Origin of the sequence: Arthrobacter sp. efr-133-R2A-63 (genome assembly GCF_030209795.1) — a bacterium.
In the GTDB taxonomy this organism is placed as follows: Bacteria; Actinomycetota; Actinomycetes; order Actinomycetales; family Micrococcaceae; genus Arthrobacter; species Arthrobacter bambusae_A.
In genome coordinates this window covers 143,426-163,092 of the sequence record NZ_JARVRG010000017.1, presented here as the reverse complement: position 1 = coordinate 163,092, position 19,667 = coordinate 143,426, and the positions used below count along the sequence as shown (strand labels likewise).

Below are 19,667 nucleotides of genomic sequence, written 5' to 3'. Positions count from 1 at the left end.
GAAATATCCAATGAGCAATCAAGAAGAGAATTCCGGAGGTCTCCAATGCCTATCCTGACCAGCCTTGCAGCCAGCAAAGCCGTGATCACCCTGATCACAGCGGGCGCCATCGCAGCAGGGGGCGGCGCTGCTGCCTATACCAGCATCACCACCACCGAAGCGCCTGCGCCAACGTCCACCGCATCGGCCAGCCCGTCGCCGTCGTCCCCTACCCATTCGTCACCGTCGTCCCATACCCCGGCGGTCGAGCCGGCTGATCGTGACCACGACGGAATGAAGGAAGCCAAGGACAAGGACGCCGGACACGGCAAGACGGACCACGCCCACACCGAGGGCACCCCGGACGCAGGGGAGCGCTAAGCGGTTCTCAGCCCCAAGGCTGGCTGCAGCGTGTGGATCCCGTAGCGGGAGGTGCTCATCTGCCCTCCCGCTACGGGATTGCCCGAAGCGGGAGATGAAGGTCTCGGCTAGGGGGCGGAACAGGAATCCGACGAAGACGCGGTTTGCACAATCCATTCAGGCTGCAGACACTGAGGGTAGGGCCGGGGTAGCTTGTCCCCATGGCTACCGAAGCAACCACCCTCACCGTTGACGGGCCGAACGGTCCTCGCGAAATGCGGATCTCCAGTCCAAGCCGCGTCCTCTGGCCGGAGCTCGGCCTGACCAAGCTGGATCTCGCGCGCTATATCGTTGAGGTCGGGGACGCATTCATCTCTGCGAACGGCGATCGGCCGATCTCGCTGCAGCGCTTTTCGGACAACATCGACGGCGACCAGTTCTTCTCCAAAAATCCGCCGAAAGGAACACCGGACTTCATCCGGTCCGTGAAGGTTGTCTATCCGAGTGCGCGCTCGCATCCCCAACTGGTGCTCGATGAGCCAGCAGCAGCCGTGTGGGCCGTCCAGATGAACACAGTGGTCTTTCACCCTTGGCCCTCGCGGGTCGAAAACACGGACAACCCTGACCAGCTGCGGATCGACCTGGACCCGCAGCCGGGAACGGATTTCGATGACGCGATTCCCGCGGCCCTTGCGTTGAAAGACGTACTCGCGGAGGCGGGGTTGACCACTTTCATCAAGACCTCCGGAAACCGCGGACTCCACGTCTATGCCCCGATTGAGCCTTCGCATGAGTTCCTGGACGTACGGCATGCCGTGATTGCAGCCGCCCGGGAGCTCGAGCGCCGAATGCCGGACAAGGTGACCACCGCCTGGTGGAAGGAAGAACGCGGTGAACGGGTCTTCGTCGATTTCAACCAAGCCAACCGTGACCGGACCATAGCCGGCGCGTACAGCCCGAGGGCGCTCGCCCATGCCCCGGTCTCTTGTCCCATCACGTGGAACGAACTTGAATCAGCGGACCCGAAAAACTTCACCATCCTGAGCGTGCCTGGCAGGTTGAAAACCCTCGGCGATCCGTGGAGTGCGATGAATTCCGAAGCGGGGAAGATCGACGTGCTGCTTCAATGGTGGGAACGCGACGTCGCCGCGGGGCTTGGGGAGATGCCGTTCCCGCCTGACTATCCAAAGATGCCGGGCGAGCCGACGCGTGTGCAGCCGAGCCGAGCGCGCAAGCCTGTCTGACGGGCGCGGATAGTGGCCTCGGCGGGCGATGAGTGGGAGAATGGGGGCTGGACCAAAACGGCCGGCGGCGCATCTTGCCTGCTGAGACCCAGGTAAGTCCCCCAGTGCGCCGTCGGTCCTTCGCTGTCAACCTCTTAAGCCGCGCCGGTCCATCTGGGCGCGGCCGACGCCCGACCTAGTTCCTTGGCATGCGTGCGGAATCCGTTGGCGGCCTTGCGCGGTTCATCACATCCCTGGGAAGCCGCATTGTGCGGGACAGGCTTCGCAAGAGCGGTCGTGGCCGCTTCGCGCACGCCCGCTGCCGGGCAGAGGTCGGTGACGAGGCCCATGCCCGCGCACTCCCGCGCCGCGGCGATTCCGGCGACAACCGCTGTTTTGTCCTTGAATGGCGTCGAAACAGCGATGACCGTTCCGTCAGGTGATTTGAGGCGGAACCTGAAAAGCGATTCGCCGTCAACGAACACTTCGAATATGCCGGCCACTGCTACCTCCCGGTCTGCGGATCCTGCTCGGTAGCGACTTCACTACCGGCGAGGACGGAGCATCACTGCAGTCCTCGTCCGCTGCTCTGGTTGAACAACCACCGTGAATCGTTTTTCACGTGATATTCAGTCTGTGCTGACTGCGTCGACGCTAACAAGACCGCGTGGGTAAACCCTGTGTAAAACGTGTGCAACTCCGGGACGAGTCAGCTGCCGCTGGCCCGGTTCATCAGGTGTTCGAGCAGGGCCAGCTCGGGGTATCCGGGGTGTCGGGCAATGCTGGACCGTAGTTTCGCCCGGAGATGCTCGCCACTCGGTTCGGTTCCGCCGAGGACTTCGTCGATGATTTCCTGTGCTTGCCCACGCAGGGCAGCCAGGGTGTCACCCTTGTCACCCGGAACCAGCACGGGCTCCGGCTCGACGAGCGGGTCTTGAGACTCCAAAGGTTCCGACACTGCCAGCTCCTGATTTTTCATCCCGGCAACTCCCAGCTAGGTCCGGAATTCGCCCCCACCACTAGATAGTAATGAGGGCGCCCGGCTTGTTCACCGCTTATTGCTCAGAACGACGAATATGGCATCGAAACGACGGTTTGTGACGCGAACAACATGCGGGATGGCTGGCCCCCTTTGGGCAGCCAGCCATCCTGCGCGGCTAGGAGAACCTGCCGGGGCGGAAGGTGGAGAGCATGGGATGCTTGCTTCCCGTGAGGATTTCGCCCGCCAGCAGTTCGCCCACGATGAGTCCGAGCGTGGCTCCCGAGTGCGTGAAAGCGACATAACAGCCCGGCACGTGGCCGAGCTCTCCGAGCACGGGTTCGCCGTCGCCCGGAATGGGCTTGTAGCCGATCTTCCAGGATGCCGGCTTGAGCTCGGGCCGGCCCGCGATGAGCTTGGACGCCTCGTCGGCGAGCTCCTGGACGATGCCATCCGGGATGCTGAAGGAACCGTCTTCGTGCTCGGTGATGTGCTCTTCGTACCAATCGTGGTCCAGCGCGAAGGTGTTTTCCGGGTTTGGCCGGATGGCGGCGCGGGGGGTGTTCATCACGGCTCTCACCTCATGGTCCACGGCTTTGGTCAGCACCAGCATCGAGACGGGGGAGGCGTTCGGGATGTCGACGCCGAGTGGTGCGACGACGGCAGGGGTAGCGGCACCGCAAGCCACAAGGACGGCGTCGGCTCGATAGGTCCCGCCAGCAGCAGTCTCGACGCCGGTGGCACGGCCGCCGTCGACCGTGACGGAAGCCTTGCCGGCGTTGAGGACGAGCTGGCCACCGCGGGCGTGGAATTCCTCCAGAAGGAACTCGATGAGCTCAGGGAGGCTGACCCACCCTTCGCCCGGGTTGAAAATGGCGAACTCCGGGACTGCACCTGCATTGATGCCAGGGGTAGCGAAGTCAATCTCTTCAGGAGTCAGCAGCTTGGAGTCGTATCCGACCGACTTCTCGTAGGCGTGGCGTGATTCCGTGGCCGCTTGCTGTCCGGCGGCGTTCCACATGAGGCCGCCGCCGAACTGGAGCCATTCACGGTGTGGATCCGCGGCGAACAATGTACGGTAGCGGTCGACCCCCGCGAGGCGCAGTTGGTGGTAAGGGGTGGAGCGTTCTCCTGCGGAGTTGAGCCAGGACAGGGAACGGCCGCTGGCCTCGCTCGCGAGGCCCTTTTCGGTCAGCAGGACAACGGACGCGCCTTCACGGAGCAGGTGGACCGCCGTGGAGACTCCAAGGATGCCGCCGCCGATGACGACGACATGCTTGGTAGGGGGCGTGGAGGACATGAGTCTCCCTTTCTTTGGGGTGTGGTTGCCGGCCGCACGAGGCGGACGGTGGCATGGCTGGAAAGATCCGCCTACGCGAAGGCGTGGATTCTTTCGATGACTTTGAGGGTTTCAAGTGATTCCGCGGGGTCCACAGGCAATGGCCCCTCCCCGCGGATGGCGGCCGCGAGTTCGGCATAGAACCGGGGGTAGGCGCCGGTCTGGGCAGGGACGGGCTCAGGGTCTCCGTCAGTCCCCATCACGCCCCAGGAAGTTACGGGCTCAACGCCATAGGCGGGATCCGACGGCGGGAGTCCGGCCGCGAGGGCCGCCTCCTGGCTGTCGAGTCCCCACTTGGTGTAGCCGGCCTTGGAACCGAGGATATGGAACCGGGGTCCTGCTTGGGCAGCCATGCCGTTCATCCATAGCCTCGATCGCACTCCTGAGCTATGGAGCAAGGTCACAAACGCTTCGGTGTCTGCGCCGTCCGGGTGCGGTCCATGGTTGGCCGTTTCGCCGTAGCAATCTTCGACGGGACCGAAAAGCTGGATGGCCTGGTCGATCAAATGGGCGCCGAGATCATGGAGGATGCCGCCGCCTTCGCCCAAGGACGCACTGTCACGCCAATTGCCGAAGCCTTCCGGGCGCCACCACTCGAATCGCGATTCGAAGGTTCGGACCTCGCCGAGGCCGCCTTCCCGCACGACCTTACGAAGTGTCAGGAAATCGGCGTCCCACCGGCGGTTCTGGAATACCGTTAGCCGCACACCGCCGTCGGATGCTCTGGCGATGAGCTCTTCGCCGTGCGCCGAGGTCGTGGCGAAGGGCTTGTCCACCACCACGTCGAGGCCATGGGCGATCGCGGTCGCGGCGAGATCGAAATGGGTGAGCGGGGGAGTGCCGAGGACCACGAGGTCCAGGTCCGGAGCTACTGCGAACAGTGCTTCCGGGGTGGGGAAAATCCGTGCACCGGGATACAGCCTTGCCGCTTCCGCTGCCCGCTGCTGGTCTGCCGTGACGATGACATCGAGGGAGTAGCAGGGGTCGGCGGCGATCAGCGGCGCGTGGAAGACTTTCCCGGAAACCCCGAATCCGGCGATGGCCGTGCGGATAGGAGAGGGGGTGGCGTTCGCCATTACAGCACCTCCGAGAGGAATCGTTGGAGCCGTTCACTGCGTGGGTTGTCGAAGAGGTCTACAGGCGTGCCTGACTCTACGACTTCACCCTCATCCATGAAGACCACCTGGTCGGCGACTTTCCGGGCGAAGCCCATTTCGTGCGTGACAACCAACATGGTCATGCCGCGCCGACCCAGGCCCGCCATGAGGTTCAATACGCCTTTGACGAGTTCGGGGTCCAGTGCGCTCGTGGCTTCGTCGAAGAGCATGACCTCCGGTTCCATGGCCAGCGCCCGGGCGATGGCCACGCGCTGTTGCTGGCCGCCGGAGAGGTCGCGGGGGCGGTGGTCCGCCCGTTCGGCGAGCCCCACTTCGGCGAGGCTGCGGCGGGCACGGTCCCTGGCTGCGGTCTTGGACATTCCCTTCACGCTCCAGAGCGCCAAGGCAACGTTCTCCAGGGCGGTGTGGTCAGGGAAGAGATTGAAGTGCTGGAACACCATGCCGATGCGGCTTCGCAGGATGTCCGGTTTGACCGCGAGTGCGCTTTCACCGGCCAGGAGTACATCGCCGCCCTTGGGTTCGTGGAGCCGGTTGACGCCACGGAGCAGGGTCGACTTGCCGGATCCGGAGGGGCCGATGATGCAGGTGGTGGTGCCGGGGGCAACGTTCAGGCTGACGTTGCGCAGCACCTCGATGTCGCCATAGGCCATGGTCAGGTTTCTTAACTCCAGGCTGGAACCGTGGAATGTCTGGACACCGGCGGCGGTGTTGTTTGTGCTGGTGCTGGCGCTCATGTGTTGCTCCCGGTGATCAGCGGCGATGCCGCGTCGAGTTCTGTGAGTTCCTTGAGGCCGCTGCTCGGCGCGCTCGGACGACGGCGGCCCGTGCGGAATCGGCTGTCGAAGTAGTTCACGAGGTGGGTCAGCGGGACGGTGATCACGAGGTAGAAGACACCGGCCATGACCAGCGGTGACAGGTTCCCGGAGAGCACGGCGGCGTCCTGGCCCACACGGAAGAGCTCGCGCTCGCTGACAAGCAGGCCGAGGAAGTACACAAGTGAAGAGTCCTTGACGATGGCGATGAACTGGTTCACCAGGGCGGGCAGCACCCGGCGGATGCCTTGAGGCACCACCACGAGCCGCATTGATTTGGCATAGCTCATGCCCAGGGCACGGCATGCCTCGCCTTGGCCCTTGTCAACGCTTTGGATGCCGGCGCGGAAGATCTCCCCGATGTACGCGCTGGCGATAAGGCTCAGCGCGATGATGCCGAGCGGGTAGGGGGAGGGGCCGAAGATCGACTGGCTTAGCCGGGCGAAGCCTTGGCCGATCAGAAGGATGGTGAGGATGGCCGGCAGGCCCCTGAACAGATCGGTGTAGATGCGGGCAGGGACGCGCAGCCACGCCGAGGATGAGATCCCCATGACCGCAACGACCATGCCCAGTGCCACGCCGATGATCGTGGCGGAGACCGAAATGATCAGGGTGTTCAAGAGGCCGACGCCGATCAATTGCGGCAGGACTTCGGCCATCGCGCCGAAATCGAAGAATGTACGTGTGATGGTGCTTAACCAGTCCATGGTTTGCTCTCAGACTTAGGTGGCCGTCGGGGCGGGCGGACCGCGAAAGGGACGCCCGCCCGTCAGGCAGTTGGGCTATTTGCTCGGCGCCGGGCTGGCGGTCTGCTCAGCCTTGGGCAGGTACTGCGTGGGCATCGGGGATCCCGGGAACCACTTCTGGTAGAGCTTCTCCCAGGTACCGTCTTCCATCGCCGCGGCCAGTCCCTTGTTCAGGGCATCCTTGAGGGCGGTCTTGTCCTTGGCCAACGCGAAGCCGGCCGGTGCGTCAAAGGACGGAATATCGGCCGCGCTGACCAGGCCGAACTGCTGTTCGTAGGACTTGGCGGCCTCGTAGTCAAGGAAGTGGGCGTCAGCCGAACCGCTGTTCACTGCCGAGATCGCGGAGTTGTTGTCCGGGAAGCGCACCAGGTTCGCGGTGGGGAAGTTCTTCACTGCGTAGGCCTCCTGCAGGGTGCCTTGGACCACGCCAAGCCGCTTTCCGGCAAGGCCGCTGACATCCTTGATCCCTGAGGTCTTGGTCGTCAGGACGGTCAGGTATCCGGCGAGGTAGCCGTTGGAGAAGTCCACGGTCTGTTTACGCTTGTCCGTGATGCCGATGGCGGCGACGCCGACGTCGAACTGTCCGTTGGCGACGGCCGGCAGGATCGCCGAGAAGTCCTGTCCGGTGAAGACGACCTTCTCCACTCCGGCGCGGTGCGCGACATCTTTGAAGAGTTCGACGTCGAAACCTGTGAAGTTTCCCGAGGCGTCCGTGAACGTGTAGGGCTTGGCGTCTCCCAGGCTGGCCACGCGGATAGTGCCAGGTTCTATCAGGCCATAAGGGTTTCCGGCGGTCGACGACGAGGCAGGGGTCGATCCGCCACACCCGCTCAGTGCCAGGAGGGCTGCGACAGCAGCCGCAACGATCACTCCGGGGCGGAAGTTCAGTCGTTTAGTCACAGCAAATTTTCCAATCATGAGAAGCGAGGCGGCCTTAAAGCCTTACGGAATTCCCCTTGCTGAGTCCGGTCTCAGTAGTTAGGATTGAGACCGGACTCACAGGGGGTTGCAAAAAATGTAACCCAAGGCACACTGGCCGTCAAGGCCCGTTCGGAAGGCATGCATGAGCAGCAATGGTTCGAGGCGGCGCGAGATTACCGTTGCCGACGTCGCGAAGGCGGCACAGGTGTCCAAGGCCCAGGCCGCACGTGCCTTGGGAAATTACGGGGCCGTCAGCGAGGATGTCCGGAGCCGCGTGCTAGCGGCGGCAGAGGAACTTTCCTACCGGCCGAACGAACTGGCCCGCAGCATGAACACGGGGAAATCCAACACGATCGGAGTCGTGGTGGGTGATATTGAGAACCCTCACTTCGGACTCGCGACGCGGGGCATTACGGACACTGCCAAGAAGAGCGGCTACAACGTCATTCTGATCAACACAGACGAGGAACTCACCGCGGAAACCGAAGCGGTCCAGGTCTTGCTCGATAAGCGCGTGGACGGACTGATCGTGGCGCCGGCGTCGTCCGTTGAAACGAAACATTTACAGGACGTTCACGAGTCCGGGCGGCCGTTGGTGCTCCTGGACCGAAAAGCCGAGGGGTTGGACGTGGAAACCATCGCGGTAAGCATGACTGGGATTTCCTACGAATCCACCCGGTATCTCCTTCAGGCCGGCCACCGCAGGATCGCGTTTGTCTCCACCCTCAAGACCGGCTCTCCGTACCGGTCTGGAATGGTGCTGGATTCTTCGCAGATCTCCGAGCGGCTTGAGGGCATGGAGCGCGCCTTCTCCGAAATCGGATTGACGCTCCCGGAGGACCACGTGCGGCTCAACGCCGGCGACGCGGATTCAATCCGGAATATCACCCGCGGGCTCTTGCTCATGCCCGAGCCGGTCACTGCCATTGTGGCGTCCGACGGCCTCATAGCACTCAGCGTCGTCGAAGCCATTCAGGAGCTGGGCCTCTCGATCCCCGAGGATGTTTCGTTCCTGATGTATGACGACTTTTCCTGGACACGCCTGACGAGCCCACCCCTGACCGTCGTTTCCCAGCCTGTGTACGAAATGGGCGTGGCCGCTGCCGGCGCCCTGATCCGGCAAATCGAGGGCCGGAAGCCTGCGGCCAACGGACCCGGGTTCTCCGCCCGGCTGATCCGGCGCGGTTCGGTCGCAATGCCACGTGCTGCGAGGGTTTAGATCCATTCGGCAAACTGCGCTGGCGGCCGGGCCTGCAGGCCCGGCCGCCGTGATGTTGCCTGTCATCAGTCCATGACGAGGTCGCGCGCTGCGGCCGCGATGTGGCGTGCGGAAATACCCGCAGCGTTGAGCAGGTCCTTGGGTTCTCCGGACCCCGGCAGTTCCCTCACCGCGAGCAGTGCCAGATGGAGTTTGGGCGTGTTTGCACTCGCGAGCGCTTCGAGGACGGCCGAGCCGATGCCGCCTTGGGCGTAGTGGTCTTCCGCGACAACTATCCGGCCGTCGGTTTCGAGGCACGCCCGGCGCAGGGTCTCGACGTCGACCGGCTTGATGGAGTAGAGGTCGATGACTCGGGCTTTGATTCCGGACTCGGCCAGTTGCTCGGCGGCCGCGAGGCACTCGTGGAGCGTGACGCCGGCGCCGATAAGCGCCACCTGGTCGTCGGGGCCGGCGCCGTGGACTTTGCTTCCGCCGAGGGGAAATTGTTCGTCCGGCCCGTAAATCACGGGGTAGGCTCCACGGGTGGCCCGCAGGTAGGAGATTCCAGGCGTGTCCGCCATCGTGCTCACAAGCTGCGCCGTGGATGGGGCGTCGGCCGGATAGAGCACAGTGGAACTGTGCACTGCCCGCATGGCTGCTATGTCCTCAAGGGCCATTTGCGAAGGACCATCTTGCCCGATTTCAACGCCGGCGTGCGTGCCGACGAGCCGTATGTCCACTTCTGAGACTCCGGCCATGCGGATGAAGTCGAAGGGCCGCGAAACCAGGAAAGCCGCGAAACTTGAGGCGAAAGCGACGTATCCACGTACCGAGAGGCCGATGGTTGCGGCGACGAGTTGCTGCTCGGCAATGAAGATTTCGAAATACCGCTCAGGCGCTACCTCCTTGAAGTCTCCGGCGTGGGTCGAATTCCCTACCTCCCCATCAAGGACAACCACTTCGGGGCGGACCGCAAGCGCGGACACTGCGGCGCCGAAGGCGGCCCTGGTCGCTACTTTGTCGCCAACCTTCCACTCCGGAAGTTTTACCGCACCGTGTGTGTCCGGCGTGATTGCCGGGGTACCCGGCTCCGGAGGTCTGGTGGTCACGTGGACGCTGCTTGGACCGCCGAGGGCTGCTATGGCCTTCTCGGCCATGTCTGCCGGTAGCGCCTTGCCGTGCCAGCCGTTCTGGTCTTCGATCTCAGGCACACCTTTACCCTTAATCGTCTTTGCCAGGATGACGGTCGGCTGGTCTGGATCGCTCCGCGCCCGGTCCAGTGCGTCGTCGATCTCGGCTAGGTCATGGCCGTCGATGATGACGGCCCGGGCCCCGAAAGCCTCAACCCGCCTGGAGTAGGCGTCCATGTTCCACTGCAGTTCGGTAGGGCCGTCCTGACCGAGCCGGTTGACGTCCACAATGGCCGTGAGGTTGCCGAGCTTGTAGTAGGCCGCCTTGTCCAGGGCTTCCCAGATGGACCCTTCGGCTAGTTCGCTGTCTCCGCACAACACCCAGGTATGGAAGGGCAGCTTGTCCAGGTACCGTCCGGCCATGCTCACCCCGACGGCGACCGGCAGCCCTTGCCCCAGCGAGCCGGTCGCCACGTCGACCCACGGCAGAACCGGCGTCGGGTGGCCCTGTAGCCGGGCGCCGAACTGCCGGTAGGTATTCAGCAACTCATCTTCCTCCACGACGCCTACGGCCCGATACATGGAATACAGCAGGGGCGAAGCGTGTCCCTTGGAGAAGATGAGGTGGTCGTTGTTCGGCAGTTCCGGGCGTTCCCAGTCGTAGCGAAGGTGCCGTGTGAGGAGCACCGCCATTAAATCCGCGGCGGACAGCGACGACGTGGGATGACCCGAGCCGGCGTTGGTGCTGCACCTGATGGAATCCACGCGCAATTGCGTGGCCAGCGCCCGGATGGAATCCGCTTCGTCGGCTTCCAACCGGGCGTGGGTTGTTGTCCTGTCTTCTAACATGCCCCGGTCCCTCTTTCCTTAGTGCTCGTTCAGCCGCTCGAGCAAGTTCCCCAAGGCTTCGCGAATATCGTCATGGTCGTACTGGCTGGCCCTGCTTTCGCCTGAAATCACGGCGCATCGATGAATCTTCTTGAAGTCTCCAAAGGGGAATTTGTAGCGGCCCTTCTGTCCTTCGGGGTGCTCGTCGTCCACGCCGAGAAACCACTTCGAATATTCGGCGCTTCCGTTCTTGTCCAGAAACGCGTTCTCATCCTGCGTCGACGGCGCATGCTCGCTCCAATCGTCGCGGGCATCGATGACTACTCTGTCGTCCCGGATAAGGCTCTTCGCATGATCAAAGGCTTTCTTGTTGAGTTTCACCGTCATGCCTGGGACCTCCATCTCTTCCGTCACACGATCCAAACGGCCACGTCACACGATCGTGAGTGGCGGCTCGCCCAAGGGCCTAGAGGGCGGGAACGGAAGGTCCGGACCGGGCTCGGGGACCGGAGAAGGTCCCGGCTCGGGCAACGGAACCGGTTCGGGGGTCCCGGGATGGGGTCCGGGACTTGGTTCCGGCCCGGGGGCCGGCACGGGCGTCGGCCCTGGCTCGGGGAACGGAACAGGTTCCGGCGTCGGTGTTGGGCCAGGCTCCCGGGTGGGGTCGGCGTTGGGGTCCCGGGTCGGGTCGGGAGGGAACTCACTCATTGTTTGCTCCTCGGAATGTCAGGTGATTCCTATCGGACTTCCGTGGGGCCGGCCTGTTCAGGCAGGCCCCACGGGGCTCAGCGGTCCGTCGAATGCGGACGTGCTTCCGGCTCTTCCTTGGTGTAGTCGCCTTCGATGCGCTCCGCGGGCAGGTCAGTGACGCGTTCCGTGCCGTAGTCGCCCTCGGTGTACTGGCCGACGCGAGTCGCGTCGCCGCCGTCGGGCACTTCCATCGCCGCCGGCGCCGTCAGGTCAGGATCGACGGCGGGAAGTTCCGAAGTGGTGGCCGAACGGGATACGGCTGCACCGGATTCGTCGACATCGCCGGCGGCAACGGAACCGCGCCAGCCGCCGGTCTCGAGGCCGCGCTCTTCGATGAACTTCTTGAACTTGTCGAGATCGGCTGAAACACGCATATCGTCAATCCCCACCAGCGAGCCGGCCTTTTCGGCAATGCTCTCCGGCTCCCATTCGATCTCCACACTCACACGGGTACGGTCCGTGCCAAGGGGCTCGAAGCTTACCGAGCCTGCGTTCCGCGGTCCGTCGATGCTGGCCCAGCTGACCAGGGAATCCGGAACCTGTTCCAGGATCTGGGCGTTGAAGTCGCGCTTGACGCCGCCAACGTTGGTGGAGAAATGCAGTGCGGTCTCGTCGATTTGCTCGACCGCTTCGACGCCCTTCATGAATTCCGGGAAGGACTCAAACTGGGTCCATTGGTTGTAAGCCACTGAAACGGGAACTTCCACGTCGATCGTTCGATTAACCGTAGCCATGTTCATGCTCCTTGCTAGTGCTTGTTCCTGCGGAGATTGGTGGTTGTCCAGGCGATTTAGCCAGCGTCGAATGTCTCGCCGTCGTCGTCTTTCGGGGACTTGTCCTCGGGCAGCCCGGTCGCATCGCCCTTCGGCTCCGACGAGAAAGAACTCCCGGTCTTGCTCTCTTCGGAGTTGGAGTCGTCCAGCTCGGCATCGGCTGATGGCACCGCGACTGAATCGTCGCCGTCGTCTGTTGTGGGGGCGTCCTGTTCCTTCGGCTGATTCGCCTGCTGCCCCTCGTTGCCTGGCATTTCTTGGTCGGGGGTCGGAGTTCCGTAGCCCCCGGCTTCTTCGGCTGCATGCTGCTCGTCCATGTCCACGCTGTCCTTTCCGTGCTGGTTGAACCTGTTGATGGAAAATCAAGGACCGGCTACTACGGCGTCTTCCTCCGGTGGCCTGGAGAGCGGACTCGGAAAAGCAGGACCCTTGGGCCCCGGACGAGATGGACGCCAGTCTTCGTTCGACGGTTCGCGTGACCTTGCCACCACATCGAAACTAATAGGCCGGACGGACTCTTGTCCATGGATTCCGGCAAATTGATCAGCAAACTTACTATCTTGATCGAAAGGGCCTAGACTAGCCCGGCATACGAGCCGCGAACTACGACTCCCGCGGCTCGGGCGCCGTGCCTGATACGTCGTCCGGCACAGCCTTCCGCCGCCGAGGCGACCAGGAAAGCAGCGGGTACAGCAGCACGAGCGCGGCGAGCACCACAAGGATGCCGCCACCGGCGGCGAAGCCCGCCTCGGGCCCCACGGCAACACTGAAGATCAGTCCGGCGCATCCTGCAATCAGCGCGGCGACGCAAGCGACGACCGTCTTGACGATCGTGTTCCCGGCGGCCACGAGCCGGTATTTGACGTGATGCTGGAAGAGTCGCCGGTGCAGGCTGACCGGGACCAGCATGAGCCCGGTAGTCATCGTCGCCAGGACAACCAAGACGAGGAACCACCACTTCTGCAGCTCTGTCAGCGTGGCGAATCGCTGCTGGAACGGAAGGGTCAGCAGGAAGCCTCCGATGATTTGGACGCCTGTCTGGAGAACGCGCATCTCCTGGAGCAGATCGTTCCAGTTGCGGTCCATCCGCTGGTCCTCGGACTCGTGCCTGGTATCGGCCACCGGACCAGGAAGCAACGGATCCTCCGGATCGCTCACGATGGCCGAGGCAATTGGCAACCTGCCACAGGGTTCAGTCCCATGTAGTTCAGCGGACCGGCGACAATATTCAACGTAATCGTCGCGAACTGGGAACACTGTGCCGGGACTGCGTTGAAGTAGCCCCGTTGACCGGCGGCTACCGCTCCCACGACGAGCCAGATCACCACGATCAGCCCGAAGAATGACCCGAATCGCATGGCCATCGACCAACCTCTCCTCAATTCCGGATATCTTCAGCTTACTTATTAAGCAACCTGGACCATAGGCTGGCCTGATGGGATACCACGTTGGGACCTCGGGGTGGAGTTACGACCACTGGGAGCACGTGCTCTATCCTCCCGGCACTCCCTCCCGCAACCGGCTCGGGTACTACGGGCAACAGTTCGACACCGTAGAACTCAACGCGAGTTTCTATCGCTGGCCCCGTGATGCATCCTTCGCGAGCTGGCGACGGCGGTTACCTGACGGTTTCGTGTTTTCGGTCAAAGCCCCCCGCGGACTCACCCACGGAAAGCGCCTGTACGCGCCGGAAACCTGGGTCGGAAGGATCTCGCCAGCGTGGCATGAGCTGGGGGACAGGCGCGGAGTTCTGCTGGTCCAGCTGCCGCCCGGGATGGAGCGCGACGACGGCAGGCTGGCCTATTTCCTGGAACTCCTCCCCGAGTGGATGAAGGTGGCCGTCGAGTTCCGCCATCCCAGCTGGCACGACGAGTCTGTCTTCGAGCTGCTTGAGGAGCGCCAAACTGCATACTGCGTCATGAGCGGGGCCGGGTTGCCTTGCGTCCTCCGTGCCACGGCGCCGTTTGTCTATGTCAGGATGCATGGGCCGGACCACCACCACCTTTACGGAGGGTCGTACTCCGCGCAGGACTTGCTCTGGTGGGCGGACCGGATTTCGGAGTGGGAGGCCGCCGGCAAGGAAGTTTTCGTCTATTTCAACAACGACGGCGGCGGCAACGCGGTCCGTGACGCCCGGGCCCTCCGTTCATTCCTCGGCAACCGCGAGGGCTGATCCCTCGATCGTTAGGCGGTAGATTTCATGGGTCGATCCAAGGGGGCCAAGGTGCCATCGTCATCACTTATGACCGTGATTCTGGCTTTTGCCGCAAATCTTCTTGTTGCCACGGCAAAAACTGTTGCTGCCGTTATTAGCGGGTCGGCTTCGATGATCGCCGAGTCCGCCCACTCTTGGGCGGACACCGGAAACCAGGTGTTCTTGCTGGTGGCTGAGAGGAGATCCTCGAAACAGCGCGACGTAGCCCACCCTATGGGCTATGGGAGGGAAGCGTACGTGTGGTCGATGTTTGCCGCATTCGGGCTTTTCACTGCGGGTGCCGTGGTCTCCGTGATGCACGGCATCCAACAGCTTTTCGCACCAGAGCCCGCCGGCGATTTCGCGGTCGCCTATAGTGTCTTGGCAATATCGTTCGTTCTCGAAGGCGCGTCGTTCGTCCAGGCGTTACGGCAAGCGCGCACGTCCGCGCGGGAGCTTGAACGCCGCACGTTGGAGCAGGTCCTCAAGAGCTCGGATCCCACCATGCGCGCCGTCTTCGCGGAGGACAGTGCGGCATTGATTGGCCTGGTGATTGCCTTCTTGGGCATCTTGCTGCACCAGCTCACGGGATCGCCACTTCCAGACGCTCTCGGATCCATATCCGTCGGCATCCTTCTCGGGGTGATCGCGGTGGTGTTGATAGATCGCAATCGCCGATTCCTCGTCGGCCAGGGCGTTACTCCCGAACTCGAGAATTCGATGGCGATCAGGGTCCTGGAACACCCGGAAATCGAGCGCCTGACCTATCTGCACCTGGAGTTTGTCGGGCCGCGCAAGCTGTACCTCGTAGCGGCCGTGGATATCACGGGCGACCTTCGGGAGCACGAAGTAGCCGTGGCCCTGCGCCGCGTGGAACGGGAACTGGAAGACGAGGACACCGTCGAGGAAGCGGTGCTGACCCTCGCTACCCCCGACGAACCCTCGCTGTCCTTTGGTGTTCGGCGACCATCGCCGGCCGTTGAATAGGGCGAGCCCGGCAAGCCGCCGCAACCACCGGAGAAAACAAGTACACGCCACTCGTGCCATGGTTCGCTCAAAGTTGTTGACTCAAGAGACCAGCATCCGCGCGCTGTCCGGGGACGCCGATCCCAGTTGGCCAACGGCAGGGTCGGCCGAACGATCGAACAGGCGCCGCGGAAGCACAGCCAACGTTGAGGGGAGCTGCAATGGACGCGCAAGTTTGGATTTGGATCGTGGTGGCGATTGTCATCATCGCGGTGATCGTCGCCGTCGTCCTTTATGGGCGCCGCGCGAAGAACGCCGCCAACCGCAAGCGCGCCGCGGATCTCCGCGAGAAAGCCCGTACCGATGCCCTCGGAGCTCATGAGCGCAGCGCCGAAGCCGCCAGGGCGAAGGCCGACGCAGCCCGGGCCGAGAACGAAGCGGAGCGGTTGCACCAGGAGGCCACCGAGAAGCAGAGGGCTGCCGAGCGTGCCAATGAAGCCTCGCAGGACAGGCTGCGGCGGGCGGAGGAGCTGGACCCCGATGCGGGCAATCGCTCGGTCAGCGACGACGGCGGCCGCGGGGATAGGAACGACGATGGCGGCCGTCTGGACAGGGACGACGCCAACCGGCGAGAGCGGGAGGAGGACCGAGGCGACGAGGAAGGACGCCGAGGGCCTAGACCGTAGGTCCGGGCAGCCGTTACACCCCACCTGAAGCGGGAGCGGTTTGAGGTTGCTCCGCCAATTCCTGGGTTGCGGCCCAGCTCGCAAGGAGGCGCAGGGCATCCGCCGAAGGGGAGCCGGGCTCTGCAGGGTAGATGAACAGCGAAAGTCCGGTGTCCGCTGACAACTCCATCGCTTCGAACAGCAGTCGGAGTTCGCCCACGACGGGGTGATGGAAATGCTTGAAGCCGCTGTAGTGGCGGCGCACGTTGTGTGCTGCCCAGCGAGTGCGGAATTCATCGCTGCGGGTGGACAGCTCTCCTACGAGGTCGCTCAGTCCGCGGTCGAAGGGATCTCGGCCGGCCTCGGTGCGAAGGATGGCCACCATATTGTTGGCAGCGAGTTCCCAATCCGGGAAGAACCTCCGCGCCCGTTCCTCGTCCAGGAAAATGAAGCGCGCGTAGTTGGCCGGCCGGACCGGGTCGACGTACATCTCCGAATGCAATGCGCGGCCGAGCCTGTTGGCGGCGAGGATGTCCATGCGTGCGTTGCGGACAAACGCCGGCGCGTCAGTGATGGCGTCGAGGGCAAACTGGACGCTCGGCCGCAGATTTTGCGGCGCAGATCGACGCTGCCTCTTGCTTGTTCCTGCGGCGCGGGCCAGATCGAAGAGATGTGCACGTTCGGCGTCGTCCAGGTGCAACGCCCTGGCCAACGCTTCCAGGACGCTTTCAGACACTCCCGCAAGGTTGCCGCGCTCAAGGCGGGTGTAATACTCGACGCTCACGCCGGCGAGGGTCGCGACTTCTCCGCGACGGAGCCCGGGTACCCGCCGGTTGCCGCCCGATGTCGGCAACCCGGCCTGTTCGGGGGTGATCTTCGCCCGACGGGAGGCAAGGAAATCGCGAGCGTCGTTCCGGTTGTCCATGCGCTCAACGATAGTGAACTTGAAGCGCAGTGGGGGAGTCCCTGCCAGTACCTCCCTCAGCGGCAAGTCACCAGCGAAGGTCACGGACCCGGCGTCGTGGTGGCCCGACGTCGTCCTAGAAAATGTGGAAGTCGCCGGCGTCGGCGTTCGCGGACGGGTACACCACAGGTTCCCGCCCCAACTCAAGCAGGACGTCGTTGATGCTCATTTGCCCGTCGAGTTGGACGGCCGGGACGAAGGCGGCTTCGGATTCGACTTCAGCGGTCATGGATCGATCCTATGCGCGGCGGGGCCTGCAGACATGATGAACACGCGGCCGTCAGGGCAAGACGCCGAGCGTTGTTTTGTGCTCGAAGGTCACGGCTTCTGGGATGCGGCCGCCGAGGGGGAGAGATCGGCCAGCGTGAGGGGATGCGCGGGAGTCCCGGGGAAGGGGTGGCTGACAGTTACGGCTAAATCCGCATTGACGTGGACCAGCGCACCGGAGGGCAGTGCACTCCATCCGGGGTTGTCGTCCATCGGTTCGGTGGCGATGAGGACGTGTCCTGCACGCGAGGCCTCCTTGCTGTGCGCGCGGATTCGGGAGCTGCGTGCGTCAAGCGGCGCTTCGTCGTCGGAGCGGGCAGGCAACCGTTCCAGGATGTGCAATTCATGCGTTTCCGGGTACCTGACGGCCCAAAGGTCGCCAGCGGTCGTCAGGATGAGGTTCAAGCTGAACACCGGAAGCTCCGCGGCGATCCAGCTGATCGCCCGGGTGATACCTTCGCCGACGTCGCCATCCGCCCGTCTGATCTCGGCAGTGATCAGTGCGAAGAGCCGCTCGCTGTCGGTCTGGCCCTCCACCAGGTCTGCAACTCCGAACTCGGCCAGCCGCTGATCCAGCCGATCAAGATCGCCGAACGCGCCGTTGTGGGCCAACAACCGCCCGTCCTGTTCGAACGGGTGGGTGTTGACCATGGTGTGCGCGCCGGTACTGGCATACCTCACATGGGCCAGGAACGTCGTGCTTTTCAGGACCCGTGCCTCACGAGCAAACGCGTGGTCCTCCCATGCAGCGAGCGGCTGCTTGGCAACATGGGCCGCGCCGTCGCCGTCGAAGGTTCCTATGCCAGCGCCGTCGGGCTCGCGCCGGCTCTGGTCAGCGAGGCTGTCCGGCGCGTCCAAAAGCCAGAAAGTGGCCCGAACTGCCTGCGAACCGGCATGTAAGCCGAACAACCGGCACATGGCACTCCTCTTCCTTGAATTGCTTGGATTTGCTTGACGCTGCTGGCTAGTGGTGGAACGCCTGGGTTTGCCCACCCGCGGGCATCGGCGCGGTGAGGCCGTCCAGGTAAGCAACTTCCTTCTTGAGGTCGGCCAGGAAACTGGATGCGAGATCTCGAGTGAAGCCGTTGCGGACAACGATCCGTTGAACCGTGATCTCGCTCAGTCCCTCCGGCATGGGGTACGCGGGAACGAGCCATCCGTTCATCCGCAGCCGTTCTGACAAGTGGTGAAGGTTCCAATTCTCCGTGTAGCCGTCAGTAAGCTGCCACGCAAAGACCGGAATGTCCGATCCGTCGCTCCACAAAGTAAACGAGTCCATCGCCCCTATTTCGCTGGAGAGATAGAGCGCCACGTCGCGGGAGGCTGCCTGTACGGATCTGTATCCCTCGTATCCGAGCCGGAGGAACAGGTAGTACTGAAGGAGCACCTGGGCGCCCGGGCGTGAGAAGTTGAGGGCAAAGCTCGGCATGTTCCCGCCCAGGTAACTGACATGGAAGATCAGGTCCTCGGGGAGCGCCTGCTCGTCACGCCAGATGATCCAGCCAAGGCCGGGATAGACCAAGCCGTACTTGTGGCCGGACGTGTTGATCGAAGCGACCCGCGGCAGTCGGAAGTCCCAGACCGTCTCCGTTTGCAGGAAAGGCGCAACCATCGCTCCAGAGGCGCCGTCGACGTGGATCGGCACATCGAGGCCATGCTTTTCCTGGATTTCGTCCAAGGCAGCCGAGATTTGCTCCACAGGTTCATAGGCCCCCGTGTAAGTCACGCCCATGATGGCCACTACGCCGATGGTGTTCTCGTCCACGTACTTGTCCAGCTCGTGGCCGTCCAGGACTTGGTGTTCCTTCGACACCGGGACGTACCGGGCCTCCACGTCCCAGTAGTTGCAGAACTTCTCCCAGCACACCTGCACGGCCGAGCTGAGGACAAGGTTGGGCTTGTCCGTGGGAAGGCCGGCCGCACGGCGTGCATGCTGCCAGCGTCGCTTCAATGCCAGGCCGCCCAGCATGCATGCCTCGGACGAACCAATCGTTGAGGTTCCAACGGACTTGGCGGGATCGGGCGCGTTCCACAAGTCTGCGAGCATCCGCCAGCAGCGGGTCTCGATCAAGGCCGTCTGGGGGTATTCGTCCTTGTCGATCATGTTCTTGTCGAACGTCTCTGCATACAGTTTCGACGCTTCCGGTTCCATCCACGTTCCAACGAACGTAGCCAGATTCAGGCGGGAGTTGCCGTCCAGCATGGCTTCGTCGTGGACCACCTGATAGGCAGTCGAAGGAAGGGACTCGCCGTCCGGAATGGTGAACCGCGGAAAAATACTGGATTCTCCCGGCCGGCTGAACACCGGGTTCAACTCAACTGCCGTGTCGGTTTCATGGGCTGATGTTCGGTGTGACCTACTGATGGTTCGCTCCTTTGACTCGCCGCAGCGTCAGCCGCTGCGGTGGCATGGCCCGCCAAGGCCCCACGCTACCGTGGCAGGCCTCCGTGCCCA

Annotated in this window: 23 protein-coding genes; 6 read left to right on the top strand and 17 right to left on the bottom strand. The window is 63.3% G+C overall.

Annotated elements, in window-relative coordinates:
• The first annotated feature begins 45 nt into the window (after positions 1-45).
• On the top strand, positions 46-360 hold the full coding sequence (locus QRN45_RS08860) for a hypothetical protein (RefSeq protein WP_284763001.1): 315 nt from the start codon (positions 46-48) through the stop codon (positions 358-360).
• Between the two features lie 200 nt (positions 361-560).
• Complete coding sequence (gene ligD, locus QRN45_RS08855) at positions 561-1,583, top strand: non-homologous end-joining DNA ligase (protein WP_284763000.1); 1,023 nt, start codon at positions 561-563, stop codon at positions 1,581-1,583.
• Positions 1,584-1,717: 134 nt separating this feature from the next.
• On the opposite strand, the gene QRN45_RS08850 is transcribed toward ligD, so the two are convergent.
• The 7 genes from QRN45_RS08850 to QRN45_RS08820 all read right to left on the bottom strand — a co-directional run bounded on the left by QRN45_RS08850 (position 1,718) and on the right by QRN45_RS08820 (position 7,474).
• On the bottom strand, positions 1,718-2,065 hold the full coding sequence (locus tag QRN45_RS08850; RefSeq protein WP_284762998.1) for a YegP family protein: 348 nt from the start codon (positions 2,063-2,065) through the stop codon (positions 1,718-1,720).
• A 206-nt stretch (positions 2,066-2,271) separates the two neighbouring features.
• Positions 2,272-2,541, bottom strand: coding sequence for a hypothetical protein (locus QRN45_RS08845; RefSeq protein WP_241708522.1), 270 nt, complete (start codon positions 2,539-2,541; stop codon positions 2,272-2,274).
• A 178-nt stretch (positions 2,542-2,719) separates the two neighbouring features.
• Positions 2,720-3,841, bottom strand: a complete 1,122-nt coding sequence (locus QRN45_RS08840) for an NAD(P)/FAD-dependent oxidoreductase (RefSeq protein WP_284762996.1) — start codon at positions 3,839-3,841, stop codon at positions 2,720-2,722.
• A 71-nt stretch (positions 3,842-3,912) separates the two neighbouring features.
• Positions 3,913-4,956, bottom strand: a complete 1,044-nt coding sequence (locus QRN45_RS08835) for a Gfo/Idh/MocA family protein (RefSeq protein ID WP_284762995.1) — start codon at positions 4,954-4,956, stop codon at positions 3,913-3,915.
• The gene (locus QRN45_RS08830; RefSeq protein WP_284762994.1) at positions 4,956-5,732 is read right to left on the bottom strand and encodes an amino acid ABC transporter ATP-binding protein; all 777 of its coding nucleotides are present in this window, start codon (positions 5,730-5,732) and stop codon (positions 4,956-4,958) included. Before QRN45_RS08830 ends, QRN45_RS08835 begins: the two co-directional genes overlap by 1 nt.
• On the bottom strand, positions 5,729-6,517 hold the full coding sequence (locus QRN45_RS08825; protein WP_078107981.1) for an amino acid ABC transporter permease: 789 nt from the start codon (positions 6,515-6,517) through the stop codon (positions 5,729-5,731). The genes QRN45_RS08830 and QRN45_RS08825 overlap by 4 nt, the downstream gene beginning before the upstream one ends.
• A 75-nt stretch (positions 6,518-6,592) precedes the next feature.
• The gene (locus QRN45_RS08820) at positions 6,593-7,474 is read right to left on the bottom strand and encodes an ABC transporter substrate-binding protein (RefSeq protein WP_241708519.1); all 882 of its coding nucleotides are present in this window, start codon (positions 7,472-7,474) and stop codon (positions 6,593-6,595) included.
• Between the two features lie 145 nt (positions 7,475-7,619).
• Between QRN45_RS08820 and QRN45_RS08815 the strand changes: the two genes are divergently transcribed.
• The gene (locus tag QRN45_RS08815) at positions 7,620-8,696 is read left to right on the top strand and encodes a LacI family DNA-binding transcriptional regulator (protein ID WP_264636412.1); all 1,077 of its coding nucleotides are present in this window, start codon (positions 7,620-7,622) and stop codon (positions 8,694-8,696) included.
• Positions 8,697-8,761: 65 nt separating this feature from the next.
• Here the strand turns inward: QRN45_RS08815 and QRN45_RS08810 are convergent, their stop codons facing one another.
• From QRN45_RS08810 to QRN45_RS08785, 6 genes are all read right to left on the bottom strand, one after another.
• Positions 8,762-10,654 (bottom strand): transketolase, encoded by a 1,893-nt coding sequence (locus QRN45_RS08810; protein WP_264636413.1) that lies wholly within the window; start codon positions 10,652-10,654, stop codon positions 8,762-8,764.
• A gap of 18 nt (positions 10,655-10,672) precedes the next feature.
• Positions 10,673-11,020 carry a hypothetical protein gene (locus tag QRN45_RS08805; protein ID WP_241708508.1) on the bottom strand — a complete coding sequence of 116 codons (348 nt, stop codon included), beginning with the start codon at positions 11,018-11,020 and terminating at the stop codon, positions 10,673-10,675.
• Between the two features lie 398 nt (positions 11,021-11,418).
• Positions 11,419-12,117: an SRPBCC family protein gene (locus tag QRN45_RS08800; RefSeq protein WP_284762989.1), complete on the bottom strand. Its 699-nt coding sequence runs from the start codon at positions 12,115-12,117 to the stop codon at positions 11,419-11,421.
• A gap of 56 nt (positions 12,118-12,173) precedes the next feature.
• Complete coding sequence (locus QRN45_RS08795; RefSeq protein WP_264636415.1) at positions 12,174-12,473, bottom strand: hypothetical protein; 300 nt, start codon at positions 12,471-12,473, stop codon at positions 12,174-12,176.
• A gap of 286 nt (positions 12,474-12,759) precedes the next feature.
• The gene (locus QRN45_RS08790) at positions 12,760-13,314 is read right to left on the bottom strand and encodes a DUF6328 family protein (RefSeq protein ID WP_284762987.1); all 555 of its coding nucleotides are present in this window, start codon (positions 13,312-13,314) and stop codon (positions 12,760-12,762) included.
• Positions 13,311-13,520: a hypothetical protein gene (locus QRN45_RS08785; protein WP_241708503.1), complete on the bottom strand. Its 210-nt coding sequence runs from the start codon at positions 13,518-13,520 to the stop codon at positions 13,311-13,313. The genes QRN45_RS08790 and QRN45_RS08785 overlap by 4 nt, the downstream gene beginning before the upstream one ends.
• A gap of 71 nt (positions 13,521-13,591) precedes the next feature.
• Between QRN45_RS08785 and QRN45_RS08780 the strand changes: the two genes are divergently transcribed.
• The 3 genes from QRN45_RS08780 (at position 13,592) to QRN45_RS08770 (ending at position 16,002) form a co-directional block, all read left to right on the top strand.
• Positions 13,592-14,329, top strand: coding sequence for a DUF72 domain-containing protein (locus QRN45_RS08780; RefSeq protein WP_284762986.1), 738 nt, complete (start codon positions 13,592-13,594; stop codon positions 14,327-14,329).
• A gap of 27 nt (positions 14,330-14,356) precedes the next feature.
• Positions 14,357-15,337, top strand: coding sequence for a cation diffusion facilitator family transporter (locus tag QRN45_RS08775; RefSeq protein ID WP_284762983.1), 981 nt, complete (start codon positions 14,357-14,359; stop codon positions 15,335-15,337).
• A 200-nt stretch (positions 15,338-15,537) separates the two neighbouring features.
• Positions 15,538-16,002 carry a hypothetical protein gene (locus QRN45_RS08770; protein WP_264636419.1) on the top strand — a complete coding sequence of 155 codons (465 nt, stop codon included), beginning with the start codon at positions 15,538-15,540 and terminating at the stop codon, positions 16,000-16,002.
• Positions 16,003-16,015: 13 nt separating this feature from the next.
• On the opposite strand, the gene QRN45_RS08765 is transcribed toward QRN45_RS08770, so the two are convergent.
• The 4 genes from QRN45_RS08765 to gad form a co-directional block, all read right to left on the bottom strand.
• Complete coding sequence (locus QRN45_RS08765) at positions 16,016-16,906, bottom strand: helix-turn-helix transcriptional regulator (RefSeq protein ID WP_078108951.1); 891 nt, start codon at positions 16,904-16,906, stop codon at positions 16,016-16,018.
• Positions 16,907-17,021: 115 nt separating this feature from the next.
• Complete coding sequence (locus tag QRN45_RS08760) at positions 17,022-17,174, bottom strand: hypothetical protein (protein WP_171983578.1); 153 nt, start codon at positions 17,172-17,174, stop codon at positions 17,022-17,024.
• Positions 17,175-17,263: 89 nt separating this feature from the next.
• Positions 17,264-18,130: a class II glutamine amidotransferase gene (locus QRN45_RS08755; RefSeq protein ID WP_241708496.1), complete on the bottom strand. Its 867-nt coding sequence runs from the start codon at positions 18,128-18,130 to the stop codon at positions 17,264-17,266.
• Between the two features lie 46 nt (positions 18,131-18,176).
• Positions 18,177-19,577 carry a glutamate decarboxylase gene (gad, locus tag QRN45_RS08750; protein WP_264637953.1) on the bottom strand — a complete coding sequence of 467 codons (1,401 nt, stop codon included), beginning with the start codon at positions 19,575-19,577 and terminating at the stop codon, positions 18,177-18,179.
• Between the last annotated feature and the right edge of the window lie 90 nt (positions 19,578-19,667).